We start from the raw sequence: 18341 nt of genomic DNA, 5'->3' as shown, positions 1-18341 counted from the left end.
GTCGTGGCCGGGCGCGCAGTTCCCCGCGCCCCTGCCGGGCACAATGGGCGGTATGACATCGGGTTCTTCCTGTCCGTGTGGGCTGTCCGGGGCGTATGCGGGGTGCTGTGGGCGGTACCACCGGGGGCCGGGGGCCGCGCCGACCGCTGAGGCGTTGATGCGGTCGCGGTACGCGGCCTTCGTGCGCGGGGACGCGGGGTATCTGCTGCGGACCTGGCACCCGCGGACCCGGCCCGGGCGGCTCGACCTCGACCCGGGGATGCGGTGGACCGGTCTTGAGGTGCTGGAGACGACCGGGGGTTCGGCCTTCCACAGCGCCGGGACGGTGACGTTCCGGGCGTCCTACCGGGGTGGCGCGCTGCACGAGCGCAGCAGGTTCGAGCGGGTGGACGGGGCGTGGGTGTACGTCGACGGGGAGATCGTCGGCTGAGCGGGCGCGGCGCCGGTCAGGGCGCGAGGATGTCCAGTTCCTGGAGCGCGCCCACGGTGATCTCGCGGGTCAGTTCTTCGGCGCGGGCCGCGTCGCCGCCGCGTACCGCCTCGGCCACCTGGACGTGCAGGGTGACGGCGGCCGGGTCCGGGTCCTCGAACATGACCTCGTGGTGGGTGCGGCCGGTGAGGACCTCGGCGACGACGTCGCCGAGCCGGGCGAACATCTCGTTGCCGGAGGCGGTCAGGACGATCCGGTGGAAGGCGACGTCGTGGACCAGGTAGGTCTCCAGCCGGTGGCCGCGTGAGTTGGCCACCATGCCGAGCGCGCACTCGGTGAGTTCGGCGCACTGCTCCGGCGTGGCGTGCCGGGCGGCGAGCCCCGCCGCGACCGGTTCGATCGCCGAGCGCAGCACGGTCAGCGAGCGCAACTGGTGCGGGCGGTCGGTGCCTTCCAGACGCCAGCGGATGACCTGCGGGTCGTAGACGTTCCACTCGGACTTCGGCAGCACGGTGACGCCGACCCGGCGGCGGGACTCGACCAGGTGCATGGATTCCAGGACGCGTACCGCCTCGCGCATCACCGAGCGCGAGACCTCGAAGTGCTGGGCCAGTTCGTCGGTGCGCAGCACACTGCCCGGGGGGTACTGCCCCGCGGTGATCGCGGGGCCGAGGGTGTCCAGTACATGGCCGTGCAGCCCCCGGCCCGGTGTGCTCATGCACTCAGCGTACAGAGTGGATCACCGAGCAAAAAGTCAGACTTATTGGGCCCGGACTCTTGAATTCGTCTTATCTAATGGGGTTCAGTGTGGCTGACGTCAGTTGTCGACGTCGCTTGTCGAGGAAGACAGCGAGGCTGTGATGCGCACCCCCCGCGTCGTCGTGGTGATGGGCGTCGCCGGCACGGGCAAGACCACGATCGGTCGCCTGCTTGCTGCCCGGCTCGGCGTTCCGTATGCCGAGGGCGACGACTTCCATCCGCCCGCCAGCATCGCCAAGATGTCGGCCGGTGTCCCGCTCGACGACGCCGACCGATGGCCGTGGCTCGACGCCATCGGCCGCTGGGCCCACGGGCGGGCCGGTCTGGGCGGGGTGGTGAGCAGCTCGGCGCTGAAGCGGTCGTACCGCGACCGGCTCAGAGCCGCGGCCCCCGGGATCGTGTTCGTGCACCTGACGGGTGACCGCGCGCTCGTCGAGGACCGCATGTCCCACCGGCAGGGTCACTTCATGCCGACCGCACTGCTCGACTCCCAGTTCGCGACGCTCCAGCCGCTGGAGCCGGACGAGACGGGGGTCGCCGTGGACGTCTCCGGCAGCCCGCAGCAGATCACCGAACGGGCCGTCGAGGCGCTGGCCGCACTTCCCGACAGCGCGCGGTAGCGCCCGCAGGGGCACTACCGCCGCTCAGCACGATCCTTCCTGTCCCCCGTCCCCGTCCACCTGGAAGGGAACCCCCCGTGACCAGACTCAGCGTCGAGATGCTGGCAGCGGACACCGTCCCGCCCATCACCTCGGCCGGGCACGCCCAGCTCGGCATAGCCGTCCTGGCGGGCATCGCCGTCATCGTCCTGCTCATCACCCAGTTCAAGCTCCACGCCTTCCTGGCGCTGACCATCGGCTCGCTCGTGCTGGGCGCGTGCGCCGGGGCACCGCTCGACAAGGCGATAACCAGCTTCACCACCGGCCTCGGCAGCACGGTCGCCGGCGTCGGCGTGCTGATCGCCCTCGGTTCGATCCTCGGCAAGCTGCTCGCCGACTCCGGCGGCGCCGACCGGATCGTCGACACCATCCTGGCCCGCGCGGGCGGCCGGACGATGCCGTGGGCGATGGTGCTGATCGCCTCCGTGATCGGCCTGCCGCTGTTCTTCGAGGTCGGCATCGTGCTGCTGATCCCGGTGGTCCTGATGGTCGCGAGGCGCGGCAACCACTCGCTGATGCGCATCGGCATCCCGGCGCTCGCGGGCCTGTCCGTGATGCACGGACTGGTGCCGCCGCACCCCGGCCCGCTGGTCGCGATCGACGCGGTCAAGGCCGATCTGGGGGTCACGCTGGCGCTCGGCGTGCTGGTCGCGATCCCCACCGTGATCATCGCCGGGCCGCTGTTCTCGAAGTTCGCCGCGCGCTGGGTGGACGTGCCGGCCCCCGAGGGGATGATCCCGCAGCGCCCCGCCACGGAGCCGGAGAAGCGGCCCGGCTTCGGCGTGACGCTCGCCACGATCCTGCTGCCGGTGGTCCTGATGCTGGCCAAGGCGCTGGTGGACATCGTGGTGGACGATCCGGCCCGCCTGGTGCAGCGCGTCTTCGACGTGCTGGGCTCGCCGCTGATCGCCCTGCTCCTGGCCGTACTCGTCGGCATCTTCACGCTGGGCCGGCCGGCCGGCTTCTCCAAGGACCGGATCGCCCGGACCGTCGAGACGAGCCTGATGCCGATCGCCGGCATCATGCTGATCGTCGGCGCGGGCGGCGGTTTCAAGCAGACGCTCGTCGACTCCGGTGTCGGCCAGATGATCCTGGACGTCTCCAAGGACTGGTCCGTCCCGGCGTTGCTGCTGGGCTGGCTGATCGCGGTGGCGATCCGGCTGGCGACCGGTTCGGCGACCGTGGCGACCGTCTCCGCGGCCGGTCTGGTCGCTCCGCTGGCCGCGGACATGTCGACCACGCACGCGGCCCTGCTGGTCCTCGCCATCGGCGCCGGCTCGCTCTTCCTGAGCCATGTCAACGATGCCGGGTTCTGGCTGGTGAAGGAGTACTTCGGGCTCGGTGTCGGCCAGACGTTCAAGACCTGGTCGGTGATGGAGTGCATCATCTCGGTGGTGGCCGGCGGCCTGGTCCTCCTGTTGTCCCTCGTGATCTAGGAGCGGTTACGACCATGACGGCTCACCCCCTCTTCGACGTCAGCGGCCGTACCGCCCTGGTCACCGGCTCCAGCCGGGGCATCGGACACGCGCTGGCCCGCGGCCTGGCCGAGGCCGGCTGCACGGTCGTGCTCAACGGACGCGACGGCGCCCGGCTGGCCGAGGCCGCCGCCGCCCTGCCCGCGGACCGGGTGCACACGGCGGTGTTCGACGTGACCGACGGGCCGGCCGTGGCCCGGGGCGTCGCGGACGTCGAGGAGCGGGTGGGCCCGCTCGACATCCTGGTGAACAACGCGGGCATGCAACTGCGCGCCCCCCTCCTCGAATTCACCGACGACGACTGGCACCAGGTCCTTCAGACCAATCTGACCAGCGCGTTCCTGGTCGGCCGGGAGGCCGCGCGGCGGATGACGGCGCGCGGCCACGGAAAGATCGTCAACATCTGCTCGGTGCAGAGCGAGGTGGTGCGCCCCGGCATCGCGCCGTACGCGGCGGCCAAGGGCGCGCTGAAGATGCTCACCAAGGGCATGTGCGCGGACTGGGGGCCGTACGGCGTCCAGGTGAACGGGCTCGGGCCCGGCTACGTCGAGACCGAGCTGACCCGGCCGCTCGTCGAGGACGAGGAGTTCACCGCCTGGGTGCGCCGCCGTACCCCGGCCGGACGCTGGGGCCGTACCGCCGACCTGGTGGGCGGGGTGCTGTTCCTCACCTCTCCGGCTGCGGACTTCGTCAGCGGGCAGGTGCTCTACGTGGACGGCGGCATGACCAGCGTGCTGTGAAGGAGGACAGGGGAATGATCGGTTGTGTGCTCCACGGACGCGGTGACCTGCGCGTCGAGGAGCTGCCGGTGCCGGAGCCCGGTCCCGGGCAGGCGCTGGTCGCCGTCCGCTACGGCGGGGTGTGCGGGTCCGATCTGCACTACTGGCGACACGGCGGCGTCGGTGACTTCCGGCTGCGGGAGCCGCTGGTGCCGGGGCACGAGGTGGTGGGCACGGTGGCCGGGTACGGGGCGGGCGCCTCGGGGCCGGCCCCCGGCACGGCCGTCGCCGTGCATCCGGCGACACCGTGCGGGGCGTGCCCGGAGTGCGCGGCCGGGCGGCGCACGGTGTGCCGGGACGTCCGCTACCTGGGCAGCGCGGCCCGCTTCCCGCACGTCCAGGGTGCCTTCGCGGGCGTGGTGGCCGTGCCGGCCCGGCAGTTGCGGGCCCTGCCCAGCGGTCTGGACGCGCGCCGGGCGGCGCTCGCCGAGCCGCTGTCGGTCGCGTCGCACGCGGTGCGGCGGGCCGGGCCGGTGACCGGGCGGCATGTACTGGTGACCGGTGCCGGGCCGATCGGGTGCCTGGTGGTCGCGGCGGCGCGGGCGGCGGGCGCGGCCCGGGTGACCGTGACCGACCTGCTGCCCGAGGCACTGCGGTACGCCGCCGTGGCGGGCGCGGACACGGTCGTACGGGCCGGTGATCCGGGCGACGCCGGGTGGCCGGACGAGGTCGACGTGGCCGTCGAGGCATCGGGGACGGCGGCCGGGCTCGATACCTGTCTGCGGCTCGTGCGACGCGCCGGGATCGTGGTGCAGCTGGGCATGCTGCCGCCCGGGCAGAGCCCGTTCGCGGGGAACCTGGTGGTGAGCCGGGAGATCGAGCTGCGCGGGTCGTTCCGGTTCGACGCCGAGTTCGACGCGGCGCTGGATCTGCTGGCGGCCGAGCCCGCGCTGGACGGGCTGATCAGCGCGGTCGTTCCGGTGGCCGACGCGGAACGGGCCTTCGCCCTGGCGGCGGATCGCGGTCGCTCGTGCAAGGTACTGCTGGACTTCGGCGGCTGACCGCGGCCGGCGGCTCGTGGCGGCGGGATCCGTCGGCAGCTCGCGACGCCGGCATTCGTCGGCGGCCCGCGACGCCGGCATCCGTCGGCGGCCCGCGACGCCGGCCTCCGCCCACGACTCCCGAAGCTGGGATCCGTCCGGCCGTCCGGCCGGGAGCGGACGCAAAGGCGCGGGTCAGGGCCGCCACAGCGGATGTTCCCGGTCCGCCCAGTCCCGGCTCACGGTGCCCGTGCGCAGACCGCGGCGGGCCTCCGGGTCGGCCAGCGCCATGCCGATGTGGCCGGCGAGGACGACGCCCATGGTGAGGGCGAGCCAGTCGTGCACGAAGGTCGCCGAGGTGCGCCACATCAGCGGGGCGAGGTGGGTGAACCACATCAGCAGGCCCGTGCCGAGCATCACCAGCGTGGCACCGGCGATCCAGGCGGCGTAGACCTTCTGGCCGGCGTTGAACTTGCCCGCCGGGCGCTCTGCGGGCCGCCGGTCGCGGCGCAGCGCGGCGCGGAGCCAGATCCCGTCGTGCGGGCCGAAGCGGTTGAGGAAGCGCAGGTCGGCGCGGAACGCCCGGGAGGCGAGGCCGAGCAGGGCGGGCACCGGCAGGGCCAGGCCCGCGCACTCGTGAACGCGGACGACGAGGGCGCGGCGGCCGACGAGCACGGCGAGCTGGGGGATGTAGAGGCAGGCCGCGGTCAGCACGCACAGGCCCATCAGCGCGGCGGTCGTGCGGTGCACCCAGCGTTCGGCGGGGGTGAAGCGACGCAGCCGGGCGCCGACGGAGGTGGTGGCGGTCTCAGCTCGTAGGCTCATCGGTCCGTCCGTTCGAGCGGCCGACCCAGGCGTCGACGTCGTATCCGAGCTGCTCCCAGTAGCCGGGCCGGACCCGGTCGGTGACGGTGATGCCGGAGAGCCACTTCGCCGACTTGTAGAAGTACATGGGAGCGACGTAGAGGCGGACCGGACCGCCGTGGTCGTGGCCGATGTCCTTGTCCTGCATGCGCAGCGCGACCAGTACGTCGGAGCGGCGGGCCTGGTCCAGGGTGAGGCTCTCGGTGTACGTGCCGTCGAAGCAGGTGAAGCGGATCGCGCGGGCCGTGCCGCGCACACCCGCCGCGTCCAGCAGCCGGGACAGCCGGACCCCCTCGAACGGGGTGCCGGGGACGCGCCAGCCGGTGACGCACTGGACGTCCTTGACCATCCGGGTCTGGGGCAGGGCACGCAGGTCGGCGAGGGTGTAGGTGCGGGGGCGGTCGACGAGTCCGCCGATCGTGAGCCGGTAGTCGGCGGGGCCCTGGTCGGGCACGGAGGCGGCGACCGAGTAGTAGCGGAAGCCGCCGCCGTTGGGCAGCAGGCCGGTCAGTCCCGTGGGGTCCTTGCCGGACACGGCGCCGAGGAGTGCGTCCGTGCCGCGCTGGAGGGCGGGCGCGGCGGCCACGCCGAGGGCGCCGAGGGCGAGGGTGCCGAGCAGGACCCGGCGGCCGACCGGGCGGCCGGCCGCCGCCGGCGCGCCCTCGGCCCGCGCGTCCCGGGCTCTCGCGTCCCCGGCATCCCCGCCCGGCGTGTCCTCAGATGGTTCGAAGTTCACGCATTCATTCGAGCACCGCCGGCGCGGCGGGGCCAGGGAACGGGGCGACGAGTCAGCGTTCCGTAATGACTTCTTACGTGCGCCGCGCCGGGAGGCCACTCACGTGCGCCCTGCCGGGAGCGGCGCTCACGTGCGCCGGGCACGGCCGTACGCGTACGGCTCCGGGAGCGCCTCGTCGGAGGCCGACCGGGCGGCGCCGAGCGCGCGCTCCCGGGCGGCGCGGAAGGCGGTGCACGGATCGCGGTCCGGGTAGCACCACGGCCGCGGGGTGAGGTGCCGGCCGATCCGCTGGAACAGTGCGGCGGCTTCCGCGGCGCGGCCGGCGCAGGACGTGGCGTGGGCGAGGAAGTTCAGGTCGACGTGGCGGCGCGGGTGCTCGTCCTGCTCCCACTCCAGCCACCAGTCGAAGGCGGCCCGCAGCACCTGCTCGGGCCGCGGTCCCGACCAGTGCCCGGAGGCGGCGGGGTCGGCGGGCAGCAGGCCCGCGGCGGCCAGCACCCGGTAGCGCTCGGCGTACGCGACGACGGGCAGGATGGCCAGCGGGGAGTCGGCGGGGGCGCGGGCGGCACTGCGTCCGGCGAAGGCGTACGCCTCGTGGCCCGGGTCGGCGTGCCCGGGGCGGTGCTCGGCGAGGCGGGCCGTCATCAGATGGTGCGCCTGGTGGTGCTCGGGGTGCCGGTGGCACACCTCGGCGAAGGCGTCTGCCGTCTCCTGGTCGGTGCCCAGGTGGCGGGCCAGGTGGAGCAGGCCGAGCCAGGGGGTCGGGTCGGCGGGCGCGAGGACGGCCGCGGCCCGGCAGGCGGCGCGGGCCCTGGCGGGCTCCGCCTTGCCGCGCAGGGTGCGCCGCACCAGGGCCAGGGCGAGCAGCACGGCGGCGTCGGCGGACGCCGGCTCGGCAGCCAGCCAGTCGCGGGCCCAGGCGGAGGTGTAGGACTCCCGGGCGAGGACGCAGATCCGGTGGCCGCGGCGGTCCCAGTCGTCGCCGGTGCGCTGGAGCAGCGCCCGGACGGTCTGCCGCCGGCCCTGGGCCAACGCGGTGCGCGCGGCTATCAGGCCGGCGTCGTCGAAGGCGTCGTCGAAGACCCCGGAGGGCCGCTCGCGGCGCGGATGGAGCACAGACGAGGGTAAGGGCACCGCGAGACTTCCTGGTTGTCGAACGCCATCGACTGATCACTCACAGCAAATCCCCAGCCAGTGGTTTACGTCAAGTTCACAGTTGCCGGTTTGGTGATCAACTACCCAGTGAATACCGGGAGTTGACCTTCACCGGGCGGCTCGGCGACGGGCCGGGCCCGGCGCGCGACGAGCCGTTGTTGTGGTATGCGCCATGGCGCTGCCCTTCCGGGCGGCGGACCATGGCGGTAAGGTCGCGCCTCGGTGGCCGACCGGGCGTCGTGGCTGATTCGACTGACTGGTTCCGGGCACTCCCAGGGGCACGGAGTGCTCCGGAGCGCTACAGTCGGCCACTACGCAGCCCGTGACCCGGCCGGATGATCGAGGTACGCAGCGTGTCGGTTCTGGTTCTGATTCTCGCCGTGAGCGCGGCCTGTTGCGTGGGCTTCGGGTTCGTGCTCCAGCAGAACGCCGCCAAGGACGCACCCCTCAGTGACTTCCTCTCGCCACGGATCCTCCTCGACCTGATGAGAGTGCCGCGCTGGCTCGGCGGCATCGCCCTGATGATGGCCGGAATGATCCTGGGCGCGGTCGCTCTGGGTGACGGTGAGATCTCCTTGGTGGAGCCGCTGCTCGCCACGAACCTGCTGTTCGCCCTCGCGCTCTCCCGGCACCAGACGAAGCAGTCCCTGGGCCGCCAGGGCTGGGCGGGTCTCGCCCTGCTCGCCGGCGGTGTGACCGCGTTCATCGTGGCGGGCCAGCCGCACAGCGGGCACGCGGTCACCGATCCGGTCCGCCACTGGCTGATCATCGGCGCGATGGTGGGGCTGGCCCTGCTGCTGACGACGTACGCCAAACGCTCCCGGCTGAGCAAGGGCCCGGCACTGCTGGCCCTCGCCGCGGGTGTCCTGTACGGGGTGCAGGACGCGCTGACCCGGATCAGCGGGCAGCGGTTCTCCGCGGGCGGCCTGACCGAGGTGTTCACCGGCTGGCAGCCCTACGGCGTGCTCGTGCTGGGCGTCACCGGGCTGATCCTGGTGCAGAGCGCGTTCGAGACCGCGCCGCTGCGCATGTCGCTGCCGGCGCTCACGGCCGCCCAGCCGCTGGCCGGGATCCTGTGCGGGGTGGGCTTCCTCGGCGACCGGCTGCGCACCGACACCGGGGCGCTGGCCTGGGAGGCGGTCGGGCTGGCCGCCGTGGTCGTGGGCATCGTGCTGCTCGGGCTGCACCCCGCGATGCCGCGCGGTACGGCGCAGCCGGAGCCGCGACGCGACCTCCAGCCGCACTGAGCCCCGGCCCGGCCCACGGCGGGACCCGTCGGCCCGGCCTCGGCCGGGTGGGCGGGCAGGAGAGGTGCCCTGCTTGGATGGGGCCATGAGCGCAGCTGACGAAATCCTCGACATCGTCGACGAGCACGACCGGGTCATCGGGCAGTCACCGCGGGGCGAGGCGTATGCGCGCGGGCTGCGCCACCGCTGCGCCTTCGTCCTGGCCCGCGACGCGGCCGGCCGGATCTTCGTGCACCGCCGCACGGCGACCAAGCTGGTCTTCCCCTCCCACTACGACATGTTCGTCGGCGGGGTGGTCGGCGCGGGCGAGTCCTACGACGACGCGGCCCTGCGCGAGGCGGAGGAGGAGTTGGGGGTGACGGGGCTGCCCCGGCCGGCGCGTCTGTTCACCTTCCTGTACGACGACGGCGCGGGGCACAGCTGGTGGTCCGCGGTCTACGAGGTCCGCTGCGACCTTCCGGTCCGGCCCCAGCAGGAGGAGATCGACTGGCACGACTTCCTGACCGAGGACGAGCTGGAGCGGCGGCTCGGGGAGTGGGAGTGGACACCGGACGGTCTGGCCGCGTACCGGCGGCTGCGGGAGCACCGGGGCGAGGGATGACCGCGAACGGCCCGGACGGCACGAGTTCCGCAGACGCAGACGGCGCAGACGGCGCAGACGGTGTGAACGGAGCAGGCGGCGCGGCCGACTCGGGCAGCCCGCCCGGTAGGGTCCTCGGCGTGAGCGAATCCCTGCGCGAATCCCTGCGCAATGTCCGGTTCTGGTTCGCCCCCGACCGGATCCGGGCCGAAGGAGCCACGCCCGACTACCGGTTCTCGCTGGCGAACGAGCGCACCTTCCTGGCCTGGGTGCGCACCGCGCTCGCGCTGATCGGCGGGGGTTTCGCGGTGGACCAGTTCCTGCCGCACCTGCGCTGGGCCTGGCGGGCGGGTCTTGCGCTCGCCCTGCTCGCGGCCGGTGTGCTGTGCGCGGTGCGCGCGGTCAACCACTGGGTGCGCTGCGAGCGGGCCATGCGGCGGGGCGAGGACCTGCCCGCGTCCCGGTTCCCGGCGCTGCTGAGCCTCGTGGTCGCGGTGGTGGCGTTCGCCATGGTGGTCGTCGTGGTCCTCGGGCGGGGCGGATGACCGCCGACCGGGATCCGGGGCTGCAGCCGGAGCGGACCCGGCTGGCCTGGCTGCGTACGACGCTGTCGTACACCGTGGCCACCGTGCTCGCCGCGCGTACCGCCCTGCGCGGCGGGGCGACCCCCGCCGGGATCGTCGTGTGCGTGCTGTGCTGCGGGTTCTGGCTGGGGTTCCTGCGGGTCGCCCACCACCGCGTACGGGTGCTCGCCGCGGCCGACCGGCCCGCGGCGCTCGCCCCGCGGCACGCCGCGGCGGCGGTGCTGTGCGCGGCGGCGACGGCTGCGTGCGCGGTGGCGATAGTCCTCTAGCGGCCTTCCTCCGGCGTGGCGGTGGACCTTCAGGTTTGGTTCATGCTCCCGGTACGGCGGGGTACTCGGGCGCCACGCGCAGCCAGGATGTCGGGATATGTCCCTTATGCGTGGCAGCCTGTCCGTCGTCAGCACCCCGCACCCCGAAGGTGAGCACCATGACCGCCGTTCATCAGGAACACGCCTCCCACGACACGCACAGCCACGGGCCCGACTGCGGGCACACCCAGGTACCGCACGGCGACCACGTCGACTACGCACACGACGGTCATCTGCACCGCGAGCACGCCGGACACTGGGACGAGTGCGAGCCCGCCGGGCACACCGCCCACGAGGGCCACGACCACCAGCACGGCGAGGGCTGCGGGCACGCGCGCGTGCAGCACGGCGACCACGTCGACTACCTGCACGACGGCCACCGGCACGCCGCGCACGCCGGACACTGGGACGACCACTGACCCGGACCCGGACCCGTCCGACGGCCCCCGGCGCGGCGCGCGGGGGCCGTCCGCCCATCGTGGCCCCGGTCACGTTCGCCCCGCGCACTGGACGACATACCGACCGGTCGGCATCATGAGTCGCGTCCTGTTCACCTGTCCGTAGGAGCGACGCATGAGTCCCGACCACCCGCCCGGACTCGATCTCGACCGGCTGCGCGGCCTGCTCGACCGCGAGCGCCCCGGGCTGGTCGACGGCCCCCTGACCGGCCGGCTGATCGAAGGGGGGCGGTCGAATCTCACGTACGCCGTCACGGACGGCACGGGGACCTGGGTGGTGCGGCGGCCACCGCTCGGTCACGTCCTGGCCACCGCGCACGACATGACGCGCGAGCACCGCGTGATCGACGCGCTGCACCCCACGCGCGTGCCGGTGCCGCGCGCGCTGCTGCTGTGCGAGGACCCCGAGGTTCTCGGCGCGCCCTTCTACGTCATGGAGTTCGTCGAGGGCACCCCGTACCGCACCGCCGGGCAACTGGCCCCGCTGGGCCCGGAGCGCACCCGGAGCACGGTGCTCTCCCTGGTCGATACCCTCGTCGAGCTGCACGCCGTGGACCCTGCCGAGGTCGGCCTCGCGGACTTCGGCCGCCCCGAGGGCTTCCTGGACCGGCAGCTGCGCCGCTGGGGCAAGCAACTGGACGCCTCCCGCACCCGGGACCTGGCCGGCGTCGACGAACTGCACGCGGCCCTCGGGCGTTCGCTGCCCGTCTCCCCCGCGGCGACCGTCGTGCACGGCGACTACCGGCTCGACAACGTCCTGATCGGCGCCGACGACCGGATCACGGCGGTCCTCGACTGGGAGATGTCCACGCTCGGCGACCCGCTGACCGATCTGGGCCTGCTGGTGATGTACAGCCTGCCGCTGGGCCTGCCCGGCTCCCCCGTCACCACCACCGCCGAGGCCGCCGGGCACCCCGCGCCGGCCGAGCTGATCGAGCGGTACGCCGCCCGCTCGGGACGCGACGTGTCGGCCGTCTCCTGGTACACGGCGTTCGCCTGGTTCAAGCTCGCCGTGATCCTGGAGGGCATCCACTACCGGTACACGCTGGGCCGGACGGTCGGGCCCGGCTTCGACCGCATCGGGGACCTCGTTCCCGTCTTCATCGACCACGGGCTGACCACCCTCCAGGAAGGCTGACGGCCATGGACTTCGCGTACGACGAGCGCACCGAGGAGCTGCGCGCCCGGCTGCTGGCCTTCATGGACGAGCACGTCCGTCCGGCCGAGGCGGTCGCCCGGGAGCAGCGGGCGGCGCTGGCCTCCCCCTGGGACACGCCGGCCGTGGTCGGTGACCTGAAGGCCGAGGCGCGCCGGCAGGGGCTGTGGAACCTGTTCCTGCCGGACTCCGGGTACGGGGCCGGGCTGACCAATCTTCAGTACGCCCCGCTGGCCGAGATCACCGGCCGCTCCCCGCAGCTCGCGCCCACCGCGCTGAACTGCGCGGCCCCGGACACCGGCAACATGGAGGTGCTGGCGCAGTTCGGCGACGAGCGGCAGCGCAAGCAGTGGCTTGAGCCGCTGCTGGCCGGCGAGATCCGCTCGGCCTTCGCGATGACCGAGCCGGAGGTGGCCTCGTCCGACGCCGCCAACATCACCACCCTCATCGAGCGGGACGGCGAGGACTATGTCGTCACCGGCCGCAAGTGGTACATCTCCGGAGCGATGAACCCGGACTGCCGGATCTTCATCGTGATGGGCAAGACCGACCCCGACGGGGCCGATCCGCGCCGCCGGCAGTCCATGGTCCTCGTCCCCCGGGACACACCGGGGGTCACGGTGCGGCGGGCGATGCAGGTCTTCGGATACGAGGACCACGCCCACGGCGGGCACGCCGAGGTGGTCTTCGACCACGCGCGCGTGCCGGTGTCGAACCTGATCGGCGAGGAGGGCGGCGGCTTCGCCATCGCCCAGGCCCGGCTCGGGCCCGGCCGCATCCACCACTGCATGCGGCTGATCGGCATGGCGGAGCGGGCGATCGAGCTGATGTGCCGGCGGGCCGTGTCCCGTACGGCCTTCGGCAAGGCACTGGCCCAGCAGGGCGTGGTGCACACCTGGATCGCGGACGCCCGGGTGACGGTGGAGCAGTTGCGGCTCCTGGTGCTGAAGACGGCGTGGCTGATGGACACCGTCGGCAACAAGGGCGCGCACACCGAGATCCAGGCCATCAAGATCGCGACGCCCCGGGCGGTGGTCGACATCATCGACCGGGCCATCCAGTTGCACGGCGCCGGCGGTTTCAGCCAGGACTTCCCGCTGGCCGAGCTGTACGCCGCCGCGCGCACGCTGATGATCGCGGACGGCCCGGACGAGGTGCACCAGCGGTCGCTGGCGCGCCGGGAGCTGAAGAAGTACCTGCCGTAGCCGCGCGCCACGGGGCCGGACCCGGTGCGAGCGGGGCCTCTCCCGTGATCGTTCCTGTCGTACGCGGGGCCGGTGCCGCGGCGTCCCGCGGCACCCGCGCCAGTTCGTCGGCAGCGTCGGCGGCGTCGGCGTCGGCGCCGGCGCCGCACCGGTTCAGGGGCGCAGCGCCCGCAGCAGCAGATCTGCCAGGTGGTCGGCGAGCTGCTGGGGGGTGAGCGGGCCGTCGGGCCGGTACCACGTCGAGAGGTGGTGGACCGAGCCGAAGTGGTAGTCCACCACCAGGTCGGCCGGGGTCGCCGTGGTGAAGACGCCGGTCCGCTGCCCCTCCTCGACGAGCGCGCGGAAGCGTTCGTGATAGCGCCGCCGCTCGGCCCGTACCTGCTTGTTCTTCTCGGGGCTGAGGTGGTGCATGGACCGGAAGAAGATCATCGCGTCGTCGAGGTTCTCGATCGTGGTGACGACGACGTCGGCCGCCGCTGCGCGCAGCCGCTCCTCGACCGGTTCGTCGGCGCCCGCGAAGGTGTCGAGCCGGTCCTGCTGCACGCGCAGCACCCGGGCGTAGACCTCGTGCAGCAGGTCGTCCTTGGAGCCGAAGTAGTGGTAGAGCGCGCCCTTGGTGACGCCTGCCGCCTCGACGATCTCCTGTACGGAGGTGCGGTCGTACCCCTGCTCGGCGAACAGCCGAGTGGCGGCGGCGAGGAGCCGCCGCGGGACGGGAGCCCCGTCGCCGTCCGTCGTCCTGGGCACTGCCGCCACCTGCCTTTCCGTGGTGCTTCACTGGCTCTCGCGCGGCCGGGAACGCAGTTCCCGGCGGAGGATTTTCCCACTCGCCGTCTTCGGCAGGTCGGACAGGATCTCCACCTGGCGCGGGTACTTGTACGCCGCCAGTCTCTCCTTGCAGTACGCCGCCAGTGCGGCCGGGTCCGCCGCGGCGCCCGGGCGGAGGCTGATGTACGCCTTGACCGTCTCGCCCCGGTAGCCGTCGGGCACCCCGACGACGGCTGCCTCGCGCACCGCCGGGTGGGTGTAGAGCACGTCCTCGACCTCGCGGGGCCACACCTTGAAGCCGGAGGCGTTGATCATGTCCTTCTTGCGGTCGACGACGTACAGCCAGCCCTGCCGGTCCATGAACCCGATGTCGCCGGTGCGCAGCTCGCCGTCGGGGAAGGTCTCGGCGGTGGCCTCGGGCCGCCGCCAGTAGCCGGGCACCACCTGCGGGCCGCGTACGACGATCTCGCCCGAGTGGCCGAAGGGGACCTCCGCGCCCTCGTCGTCGACGATCCGGACGACGGTGTCGGCGCCGGGCACGCCGACGGCCAGCGTCCCCGATCCGGGGTCGACCGGGGCCTCCAGGTGGGGCGGCACGGTGGCGCAGGGCGCCGTGCACTCGGTCAGTCCGTAGCCGTTGCGGAGGTAGGGGCCGAAGTCCGCGCGGAACTTCTCGACCAGGGCGGGCGGCAGCGGCGCGCCGCCGGAGGAGATCTGCACGAAGGACGCGAAGTGGTCCGGAGCGGCGTCGGGGTGGGCGGCGAGCGCCATGAAGGCGGTGGCCGGGCCGACCGTGTAGTGCGGGCGGTGCTCGGCGAACGCCTCCAGGACGACGCCCGGCTCGAAGCGGTACGTCAGCACCAGCGTGCCCGCGCTGTCCAGGCAGGAGCCGAACTGGCAGACCATGCCGGTGATGTGGAACAGCGGGGCGAGGGCGTGGTACACCGGCGCCGCGGGCAGGCCGAGGCCGGTCCGCTGGCGCTCGGTGTTGTACATGATGTTGCCGTGCGTGTTGGTGGCGCCCTTGGGGGTGCCGCTGGTCCCCGAGGTATAGCTGATCAGCGCTACGTCGGTGGGGCGCGGGGCACGGCCGGCCGGGGCGGCGGCGGGGCGGCGGGCCACGGCCACGAGGTCGTCGGCGTCCGCGGCCCCGGGCAGCCGCTCGAAGTTCAGCACGCGCGGGTCGTGCCGGGTCTGGAAGTCCAGCTCGCCGGTGGTGAGCACGATCCGTACGGACGAGTCGGCGGCCGTGGTCCGCAGATATCCCGCCCAGGCCCGCTCGGCGCAGATCAGCGCGGTCGCCCCGGAGTCCCGCAGGATGTGGGCGACCTCCGCCGACTTGTACATCGGGTTGACGGGGACGACGATCGCGCCCGCCTTCCAGGCGCCGAGCACGGCGAGCACGAAGTGCGGGGAGTTCTGGAGCAGGACGGCCACCCGCGCGCCGGGCGCGAGGCCGCGGCCGGCGAGGTGGGCGGCGACGGCGTCGCTCAGCTCGTCGGTCTCGCGGTAGCTGAGGCGGGCGTCGAAGTAGCGCAGGAAGGTGCGGTCCGGGACCTCGGCGACCACCCGGCGCAGGGCGTGCACGAGCGAGTCGTCGGGGTCGATCGGGGCGCGCTGGGCGGTGCTGAGGAGGGCCAGCCAGGGCCGGGCGGCGTATCCGGAGCCGGTCATCGGTTCGCCTCCCAGGTCCGCTGGAGGTGGTTCATGCCGGCCAGCCAGCGGTCCGGTTCCGTGGCCCGGTGCCGGTAGAAGCCGGCGACCTCCGAGTGCGGCAGGATCAGGAAGCGGTCCTCCTCGATGCCCTTGAACAGCGCGTCCGCTACGTCCTGCGGTTCGATCGCGGTCGGCCGGAGCACCAGGTCGCCCGCGCTGCCGGCGGCGGTCAGCATGCCGGTGCGCACGCCCTGCGGGCAGATCGCGTGGACCTTGAGGCCGCGGTGCCGGTAGGTCAGCGACAGCCACTCGGCGAAGGCGTACGCGCCGTGCTTGGTGACGCTGTAGGGGGCGGCGCCGATCATGGTGAGCAGTCCGGCCGCGGAGACGGTGGAGACGAAGCGGCCGGCGCCGCGCGCCAGCCAGTCGGGCAGCAGCGCGTGGGCCGCGCGTACGTGCGCCATGACGTTGACGTCCCAGGCCCGGGCCCAGACCTCCTCGGGGGCCGCCTCCGAGCCGGCCGAGCCGAGTCCCGCGTTGGCGCAGTAGACGTCGACCCTCCCGTCGAGGGCGTCGCGGGCGGCGGCGACGGTGGCGGCCGCGTCGCCCGGGACGGCGATGCCGCCGATCTCGTCCGCCACCTCTTCGGCGCGCTCCGCGTCCAGGTCGTTGACGACGACCCGGGCGCCCTCGGCGGCGAAGCGGCGGGCGAGTGCCGCGCCGATCCCGGCGCCCGCTCCGGTGACCACGACTGACGCGTCCTGCACGGCTCCCACCATCGGTCTCCTTCGACACGAACCGGCTCCTGGGGTGCCACACTAACCGGTCGGTATGTTTGCGGGAAGGGTCGACCGCGACACCTTGAGGGGCGCGGGGCCGTGTCCGGGGAAGGTTCCGCCGGGGGTCCGGACGGGTCGTCCGGGCCGCCCGCCCGCATCTGTCGGACCACACCAGGACGCGCATATCGTGCACATGCCCAAGTCGCCCATGTCCCCTCGACGGCGGAGGTCGCCCATGCACCTGTCCAGACGGAGTCTCCTCGCGGCGGCGACCACGGCGGCGGCCGGACCCGTCACTCCCGCCGCGACCTCCGCGACCACCACGCCTGCCGCGAACACCACGGACACCACGACCGCCGCCGAACCCCACGGCCGGCTGCGCACCGGTTTCGAACGCCTCGCCGACGACGGCTACGCCCTCCTCGGCGGCCGGCGTGTCGGCATCGTCACCAACCCGACCGGCATCACCCGGGACGCCCGGCACATCGTCGACGTCCTGCACGCCGACCCCCGCGTGTCGCTCACCGCCGTCTTCGGACCCGAGCACGGCTTCCGCGGCACCGCGCAGGCCGGCGGCTCCGAGGGGCGCCAGGACGACCCCGCGACCGGCCTGCCGGTCTACGACACCTACCAGAAGAGCGGCCGGCCGCTCGCCGACGTCTTCACCGCCTCCGGCGTGGACACCGTCGTCTTCGACATCCAGGACGTGGGCGCCCGCTTCTACACGTACATCTGGACCCTGTACGACTGCATGGAGGCGGCGGCGCTCGCGGGCAAGCGGTTCGTGGTGCTGGACCGGCCGAATCCGGTGACCGGGCGGTCAGCGCAGGGGCCGGTGCTGCACCGGGAGTTCGCCACGTTCGTCGGGCGGCAGCCGATCGCCCAGGCGCACGGGATGACGGTCGCGGAGCTGGCGCGGCTGTTCAACGCGGAGTTCCTGGACCACCAGGTGCCGCTGGAGACCGTCCTGATGACCGGCTGGCGGCGCACGGACTTCTACGACGCGGCCGGTCTGCCCTGGGTGCCGCCGAGCCCGAACATGCCGACGCCCGACACGGCGCTGGTGTACTCGGGGACCTGCCTCTTCGAGGGGACGAACCTGTCGGAGGGGCGCGGCACGACCCGGCCCTTCGAACTGCTCGGCGCGGAGGGCATCGACGCGCGGTGGGCCGCCGCGGCCGACGCGCTGGGGCTGCCGGGCGTGCGGTTCCGCGAGGCGTACTTCGCGCCCACCTTCTCCAAGTTCCAGGGCACGACCGTCGGGGGTGTGCAGATCCACGTCCACGACCGGGCCGCGTACGACCCGGTGCGGACCGGGATCGCGCTGCTGGTGACCGCCAAGCAGGTCTGGAGCGGCTTCGCCTGGCGCTCCGACAACTGGATCGACAAGCTCACCGGGTCCGCCCTGGTGCGCACGATGATCGACGCGGGCGCGGGCCCGGACGAGGTGGCCGGCGCCTGGCAGGACGAACTGGCGGCGTTCCGCACGGTGCGCGGACGGTATCTCCACTACCGGTAGCCGGGCGGCTACCGGTGACCGGGCGGCTACCGGTGACCGGACGGCTACCGGTGACCGGACGGCTACCGGTGACCGGGCGGCCGGTGCGCACGCCGGACGCGTGCGCACCGGGCCGTCCGCGTCCGGCGGGACCGGCGGGGGGGGGGGGGCGGCGGGGCCCCCCCCGCGGGGTCGGCCGGACGAGAAAACGGAGGGGTTTTAGTCAACCCCCCCCGGGAGGTGGGGGGGGTGTGGCGGCGGATGG

At 73.4% G+C, this 18341-nt stretch carries 20 protein-coding genes; 13 read left to right on the top strand and 7 right to left on the bottom strand.

From position 1 onward, the window contains the following. The first annotated feature begins 52 nt into the window (after window positions 1–52). Window positions 53–430, top strand: a complete 378-nt coding sequence (locus tag ACFY2B_RS15665) for a YchJ family protein (RefSeq protein ID WP_390763672.1) — start codon at window positions 53–55, stop codon at window positions 428–430. Window positions 431–446: 16 nt separating this feature from the next. Here the strand turns inward: ACFY2B_RS15665 and ACFY2B_RS15660 are convergent, their stop codons facing one another. Beyond that, window positions 447–1148 carry a FadR/GntR family transcriptional regulator gene (locus ACFY2B_RS15660; protein WP_390763671.1) on the bottom strand — a complete coding sequence of 234 codons (702 nt, stop codon included), beginning with the start codon at window positions 1146–1148 and terminating at the stop codon, window positions 447–449. A 142-nt stretch (window positions 1149–1290) separates the two neighbouring features. Here ACFY2B_RS15660 and ACFY2B_RS15655 point away from each other — a divergent pair, with 142 nt between their 5' ends. The 4 genes from ACFY2B_RS15655 to ACFY2B_RS15640 all read left to right on the top strand — a co-directional run bounded on the left by ACFY2B_RS15655 (window position 1291) and on the right by ACFY2B_RS15640 (window position 5103). Beyond that, window positions 1291–1809 (top strand): gluconokinase, encoded by a 519-nt coding sequence (locus tag ACFY2B_RS15655; RefSeq protein WP_390763670.1) that lies wholly within the window; start codon window positions 1291–1293, stop codon window positions 1807–1809. Window positions 1810–1886: 77 nt separating this feature from the next. Beyond that, window positions 1887–3284 carry a GntP family permease gene (locus tag ACFY2B_RS15650; RefSeq protein WP_390763669.1) on the top strand — a complete coding sequence of 466 codons (1398 nt, stop codon included), beginning with the start codon at window positions 1887–1889 and terminating at the stop codon, window positions 3282–3284. A 14-nt stretch (window positions 3285–3298) separates the two neighbouring features. Next, window positions 3299–4063, top strand: coding sequence for an SDR family oxidoreductase (locus ACFY2B_RS15645; protein WP_390763668.1), 765 nt, complete (start codon window positions 3299–3301; stop codon window positions 4061–4063). A gap of 14 nt (window positions 4064–4077) precedes the next feature. Further along, window positions 4078–5103, top strand: a complete 1026-nt coding sequence (locus ACFY2B_RS15640; RefSeq protein WP_390763667.1) for an L-idonate 5-dehydrogenase — start codon at window positions 4078–4080, stop codon at window positions 5101–5103. A 174-nt stretch (window positions 5104–5277) separates the two neighbouring features. Here ACFY2B_RS15640 and ACFY2B_RS15635 read toward each other — a convergent pair whose 3' ends face one another. The 3 genes from ACFY2B_RS15635 to ACFY2B_RS15625 all read right to left on the bottom strand — a co-directional run bounded on the left by ACFY2B_RS15635 (window position 5278) and on the right by ACFY2B_RS15625 (window position 7816). Next, window positions 5278–5907 (bottom strand): cytochrome b/b6 domain-containing protein, encoded by a 630-nt coding sequence (locus ACFY2B_RS15635; protein WP_390763666.1) that lies wholly within the window; start codon window positions 5905–5907, stop codon window positions 5278–5280. Further along, complete coding sequence (locus tag ACFY2B_RS15630; protein ID WP_390763665.1) at window positions 5891–6682, bottom strand: molybdopterin-dependent oxidoreductase; 792 nt, start codon at window positions 6680–6682, stop codon at window positions 5891–5893. Before ACFY2B_RS15630 ends, ACFY2B_RS15635 begins: the two co-directional genes overlap by 17 nt. 126 nt (window positions 6683–6808) lie before the next feature. Next, complete coding sequence (locus ACFY2B_RS15625; RefSeq protein WP_390763664.1) at window positions 6809–7816, bottom strand: hypothetical protein; 1008 nt, start codon at window positions 7814–7816, stop codon at window positions 6809–6811. Window positions 7817–8190: 374 nt separating this feature from the next. On the opposite strand from ACFY2B_RS15625, the gene ACFY2B_RS15620 reads away from it, so the two are divergent. The 7 genes from ACFY2B_RS15620 (at window position 8191) to ACFY2B_RS15590 (ending at window position 13375) form a co-directional block, all read left to right on the top strand. Further along, entirely contained in the window at window positions 8191–9084 is an 894-nt protein-coding gene (locus tag ACFY2B_RS15620; RefSeq protein ID WP_390763663.1) for a DMT family transporter, read from the top strand. A gap of 85 nt (window positions 9085–9169) precedes the next feature. Next, complete coding sequence (locus ACFY2B_RS15615; RefSeq protein ID WP_390763662.1) at window positions 9170–9685, top strand: NUDIX hydrolase; 516 nt, start codon at window positions 9170–9172, stop codon at window positions 9683–9685. 131 nt (window positions 9686–9816) lie between these two features. Then, a complete protein-coding gene (locus tag ACFY2B_RS15610; protein ID WP_390763826.1) occupies window positions 9817–10209 on the top strand; it encodes a YidH family protein in 393 nt (130 codons plus the stop codon). Continuing rightward, window positions 10206–10517 carry a DUF202 domain-containing protein gene (locus ACFY2B_RS15605; RefSeq protein WP_390763661.1) on the top strand — a complete coding sequence of 104 codons (312 nt, stop codon included), beginning with the start codon at window positions 10206–10208 and terminating at the stop codon, window positions 10515–10517. Before ACFY2B_RS15610 ends, ACFY2B_RS15605 begins: the two co-directional genes overlap by 4 nt. Window positions 10518–10675: 158 nt before the next feature. Then, window positions 10676–10975 carry a hypothetical protein gene (locus tag ACFY2B_RS15600; RefSeq protein ID WP_390763660.1) on the top strand — a complete coding sequence of 100 codons (300 nt, stop codon included), beginning with the start codon at window positions 10676–10678 and terminating at the stop codon, window positions 10973–10975. A gap of 154 nt (window positions 10976–11129) precedes the next feature. Further along, window positions 11130–12152, top strand: a complete 1023-nt coding sequence (locus ACFY2B_RS15595; RefSeq protein ID WP_390763659.1) for a phosphotransferase family protein — start codon at window positions 11130–11132, stop codon at window positions 12150–12152. Window positions 12153–12157: 5 nt separating this feature from the next. Beyond that, window positions 12158–13375: an acyl-CoA dehydrogenase family protein gene (locus ACFY2B_RS15590; RefSeq protein ID WP_390763658.1), complete on the top strand. Its 1218-nt coding sequence runs from the start codon at window positions 12158–12160 to the stop codon at window positions 13373–13375. Window positions 13376–13528: 153 nt separating this feature from the next. On the opposite strand, the gene ACFY2B_RS15585 is transcribed toward ACFY2B_RS15590, so the two are convergent. The 3 genes from ACFY2B_RS15585 to ACFY2B_RS15575 are packed head-to-tail and all read right to left on the bottom strand — an operon-like array spanning window position 13529 to window position 16578. Further along, window positions 13529–14122 carry a TetR/AcrR family transcriptional regulator gene (locus ACFY2B_RS15585; protein WP_390763657.1) on the bottom strand — a complete coding sequence of 198 codons (594 nt, stop codon included), beginning with the start codon at window positions 14120–14122 and terminating at the stop codon, window positions 13529–13531. Window positions 14123–14149: 27 nt separating this feature from the next. After that, window positions 14150–15817, bottom strand: a complete 1668-nt coding sequence (locus ACFY2B_RS15580) for a class I adenylate-forming enzyme family protein (RefSeq protein WP_390763656.1) — start codon at window positions 15815–15817, stop codon at window positions 14150–14152. Then, a complete protein-coding gene (locus ACFY2B_RS15575; protein ID WP_390763655.1) occupies window positions 15814–16578 on the bottom strand; it encodes an SDR family oxidoreductase in 765 nt (254 codons plus the stop codon). Before ACFY2B_RS15575 ends, ACFY2B_RS15580 begins: the two co-directional genes overlap by 4 nt. A gap of 235 nt (window positions 16579–16813) precedes the next feature. On the opposite strand from ACFY2B_RS15575, the gene ACFY2B_RS15570 reads away from it, so the two are divergent. After that, on the top strand, window positions 16814–18097 hold the full coding sequence (locus ACFY2B_RS15570; RefSeq protein ID WP_390763654.1) for an exo-beta-N-acetylmuramidase NamZ domain-containing protein: 1284 nt from the start codon (window positions 16814–16816) through the stop codon (window positions 18095–18097). Window positions 18098–18341 lie beyond the last annotated feature (244 nt).

Origin of the sequence: Streptomyces sp. NPDC001270 (assembly GCF_042896695.1) — a bacterium.
Classification (GTDB): Bacteria; Actinomycetota; Actinomycetes; order Streptomycetales; family Streptomycetaceae; genus Streptomyces.
Note: the sequence above shows the minus strand (reverse complement) of the source record. Positions and strands in the feature narration are given on the sequence as shown.

Excerpts from the sequence above, each read along its gene's own strand:
- ACFY2B_RS15570 (WP_390763654.1), top strand. The coding sequence starts at position 16,814 with ATGCACCTGTCCAGACGGAGTCTCCTCGCGGCGGCGACCACGGCGGCG.
- ACFY2B_RS15595 (WP_390763659.1), top strand. The coding sequence starts at position 11,130 with ATGAGTCCCGACCACCCGCCCGGACTCGATCTCGACCGGCTGCGCGGC.
- ACFY2B_RS15605 (WP_390763661.1), top strand. The coding sequence starts at position 10,206 with ATGACCGCCGACCGGGATCCGGGGCTGCAGCCGGAGCGGACCCGGCTG.
- ACFY2B_RS15640 (WP_390763667.1), top strand. The coding sequence starts at position 4,078 with ATGATCGGTTGTGTGCTCCACGGACGCGGTGACCTGCGCGTCGAGGAG.
- ACFY2B_RS15615 (WP_390763662.1), top strand. The coding sequence starts at position 9,170 with ATGAGCGCAGCTGACGAAATCCTCGACATCGTCGACGAGCACGACCGG.
- ACFY2B_RS15660 (WP_390763671.1), bottom strand. The coding sequence starts at position 1,148 with ATGAGCACACCGGGCCGGGGGCTGCACGGCCATGTACTGGACACCCTC.
- ACFY2B_RS15645 (WP_390763668.1), top strand. The coding sequence starts at position 3,299 with ATGACGGCTCACCCCCTCTTCGACGTCAGCGGCCGTACCGCCCTGGTC.
- ACFY2B_RS15600 (WP_390763660.1), top strand. The coding sequence starts at position 10,676 with ATGACCGCCGTTCATCAGGAACACGCCTCCCACGACACGCACAGCCAC.
- ACFY2B_RS15665 (WP_390763672.1), top strand. The coding sequence starts at position 53 with ATGACATCGGGTTCTTCCTGTCCGTGTGGGCTGTCCGGGGCGTATGCG.
- ACFY2B_RS15590 (WP_390763658.1), top strand. The coding sequence starts at position 12,158 with ATGGACTTCGCGTACGACGAGCGCACCGAGGAGCTGCGCGCCCGGCTG.
- ACFY2B_RS15655 (WP_390763670.1), top strand. The coding sequence starts at position 1,291 with ATGCGCACCCCCCGCGTCGTCGTGGTGATGGGCGTCGCCGGCACGGGC.
- ACFY2B_RS15580 (WP_390763656.1), bottom strand. The coding sequence starts at position 15,817 with ATGACCGGCTCCGGATACGCCGCCCGGCCCTGGCTGGCCCTCCTCAGC.
- ACFY2B_RS15575 (WP_390763655.1), bottom strand. The coding sequence starts at position 16,578 with ATGGTGGGAGCCGTGCAGGACGCGTCAGTCGTGGTCACCGGAGCGGGC.
- ACFY2B_RS15635 (WP_390763666.1), bottom strand. The coding sequence starts at position 5,907 with ATGAGCCTACGAGCTGAGACCGCCACCACCTCCGTCGGCGCCCGGCTG.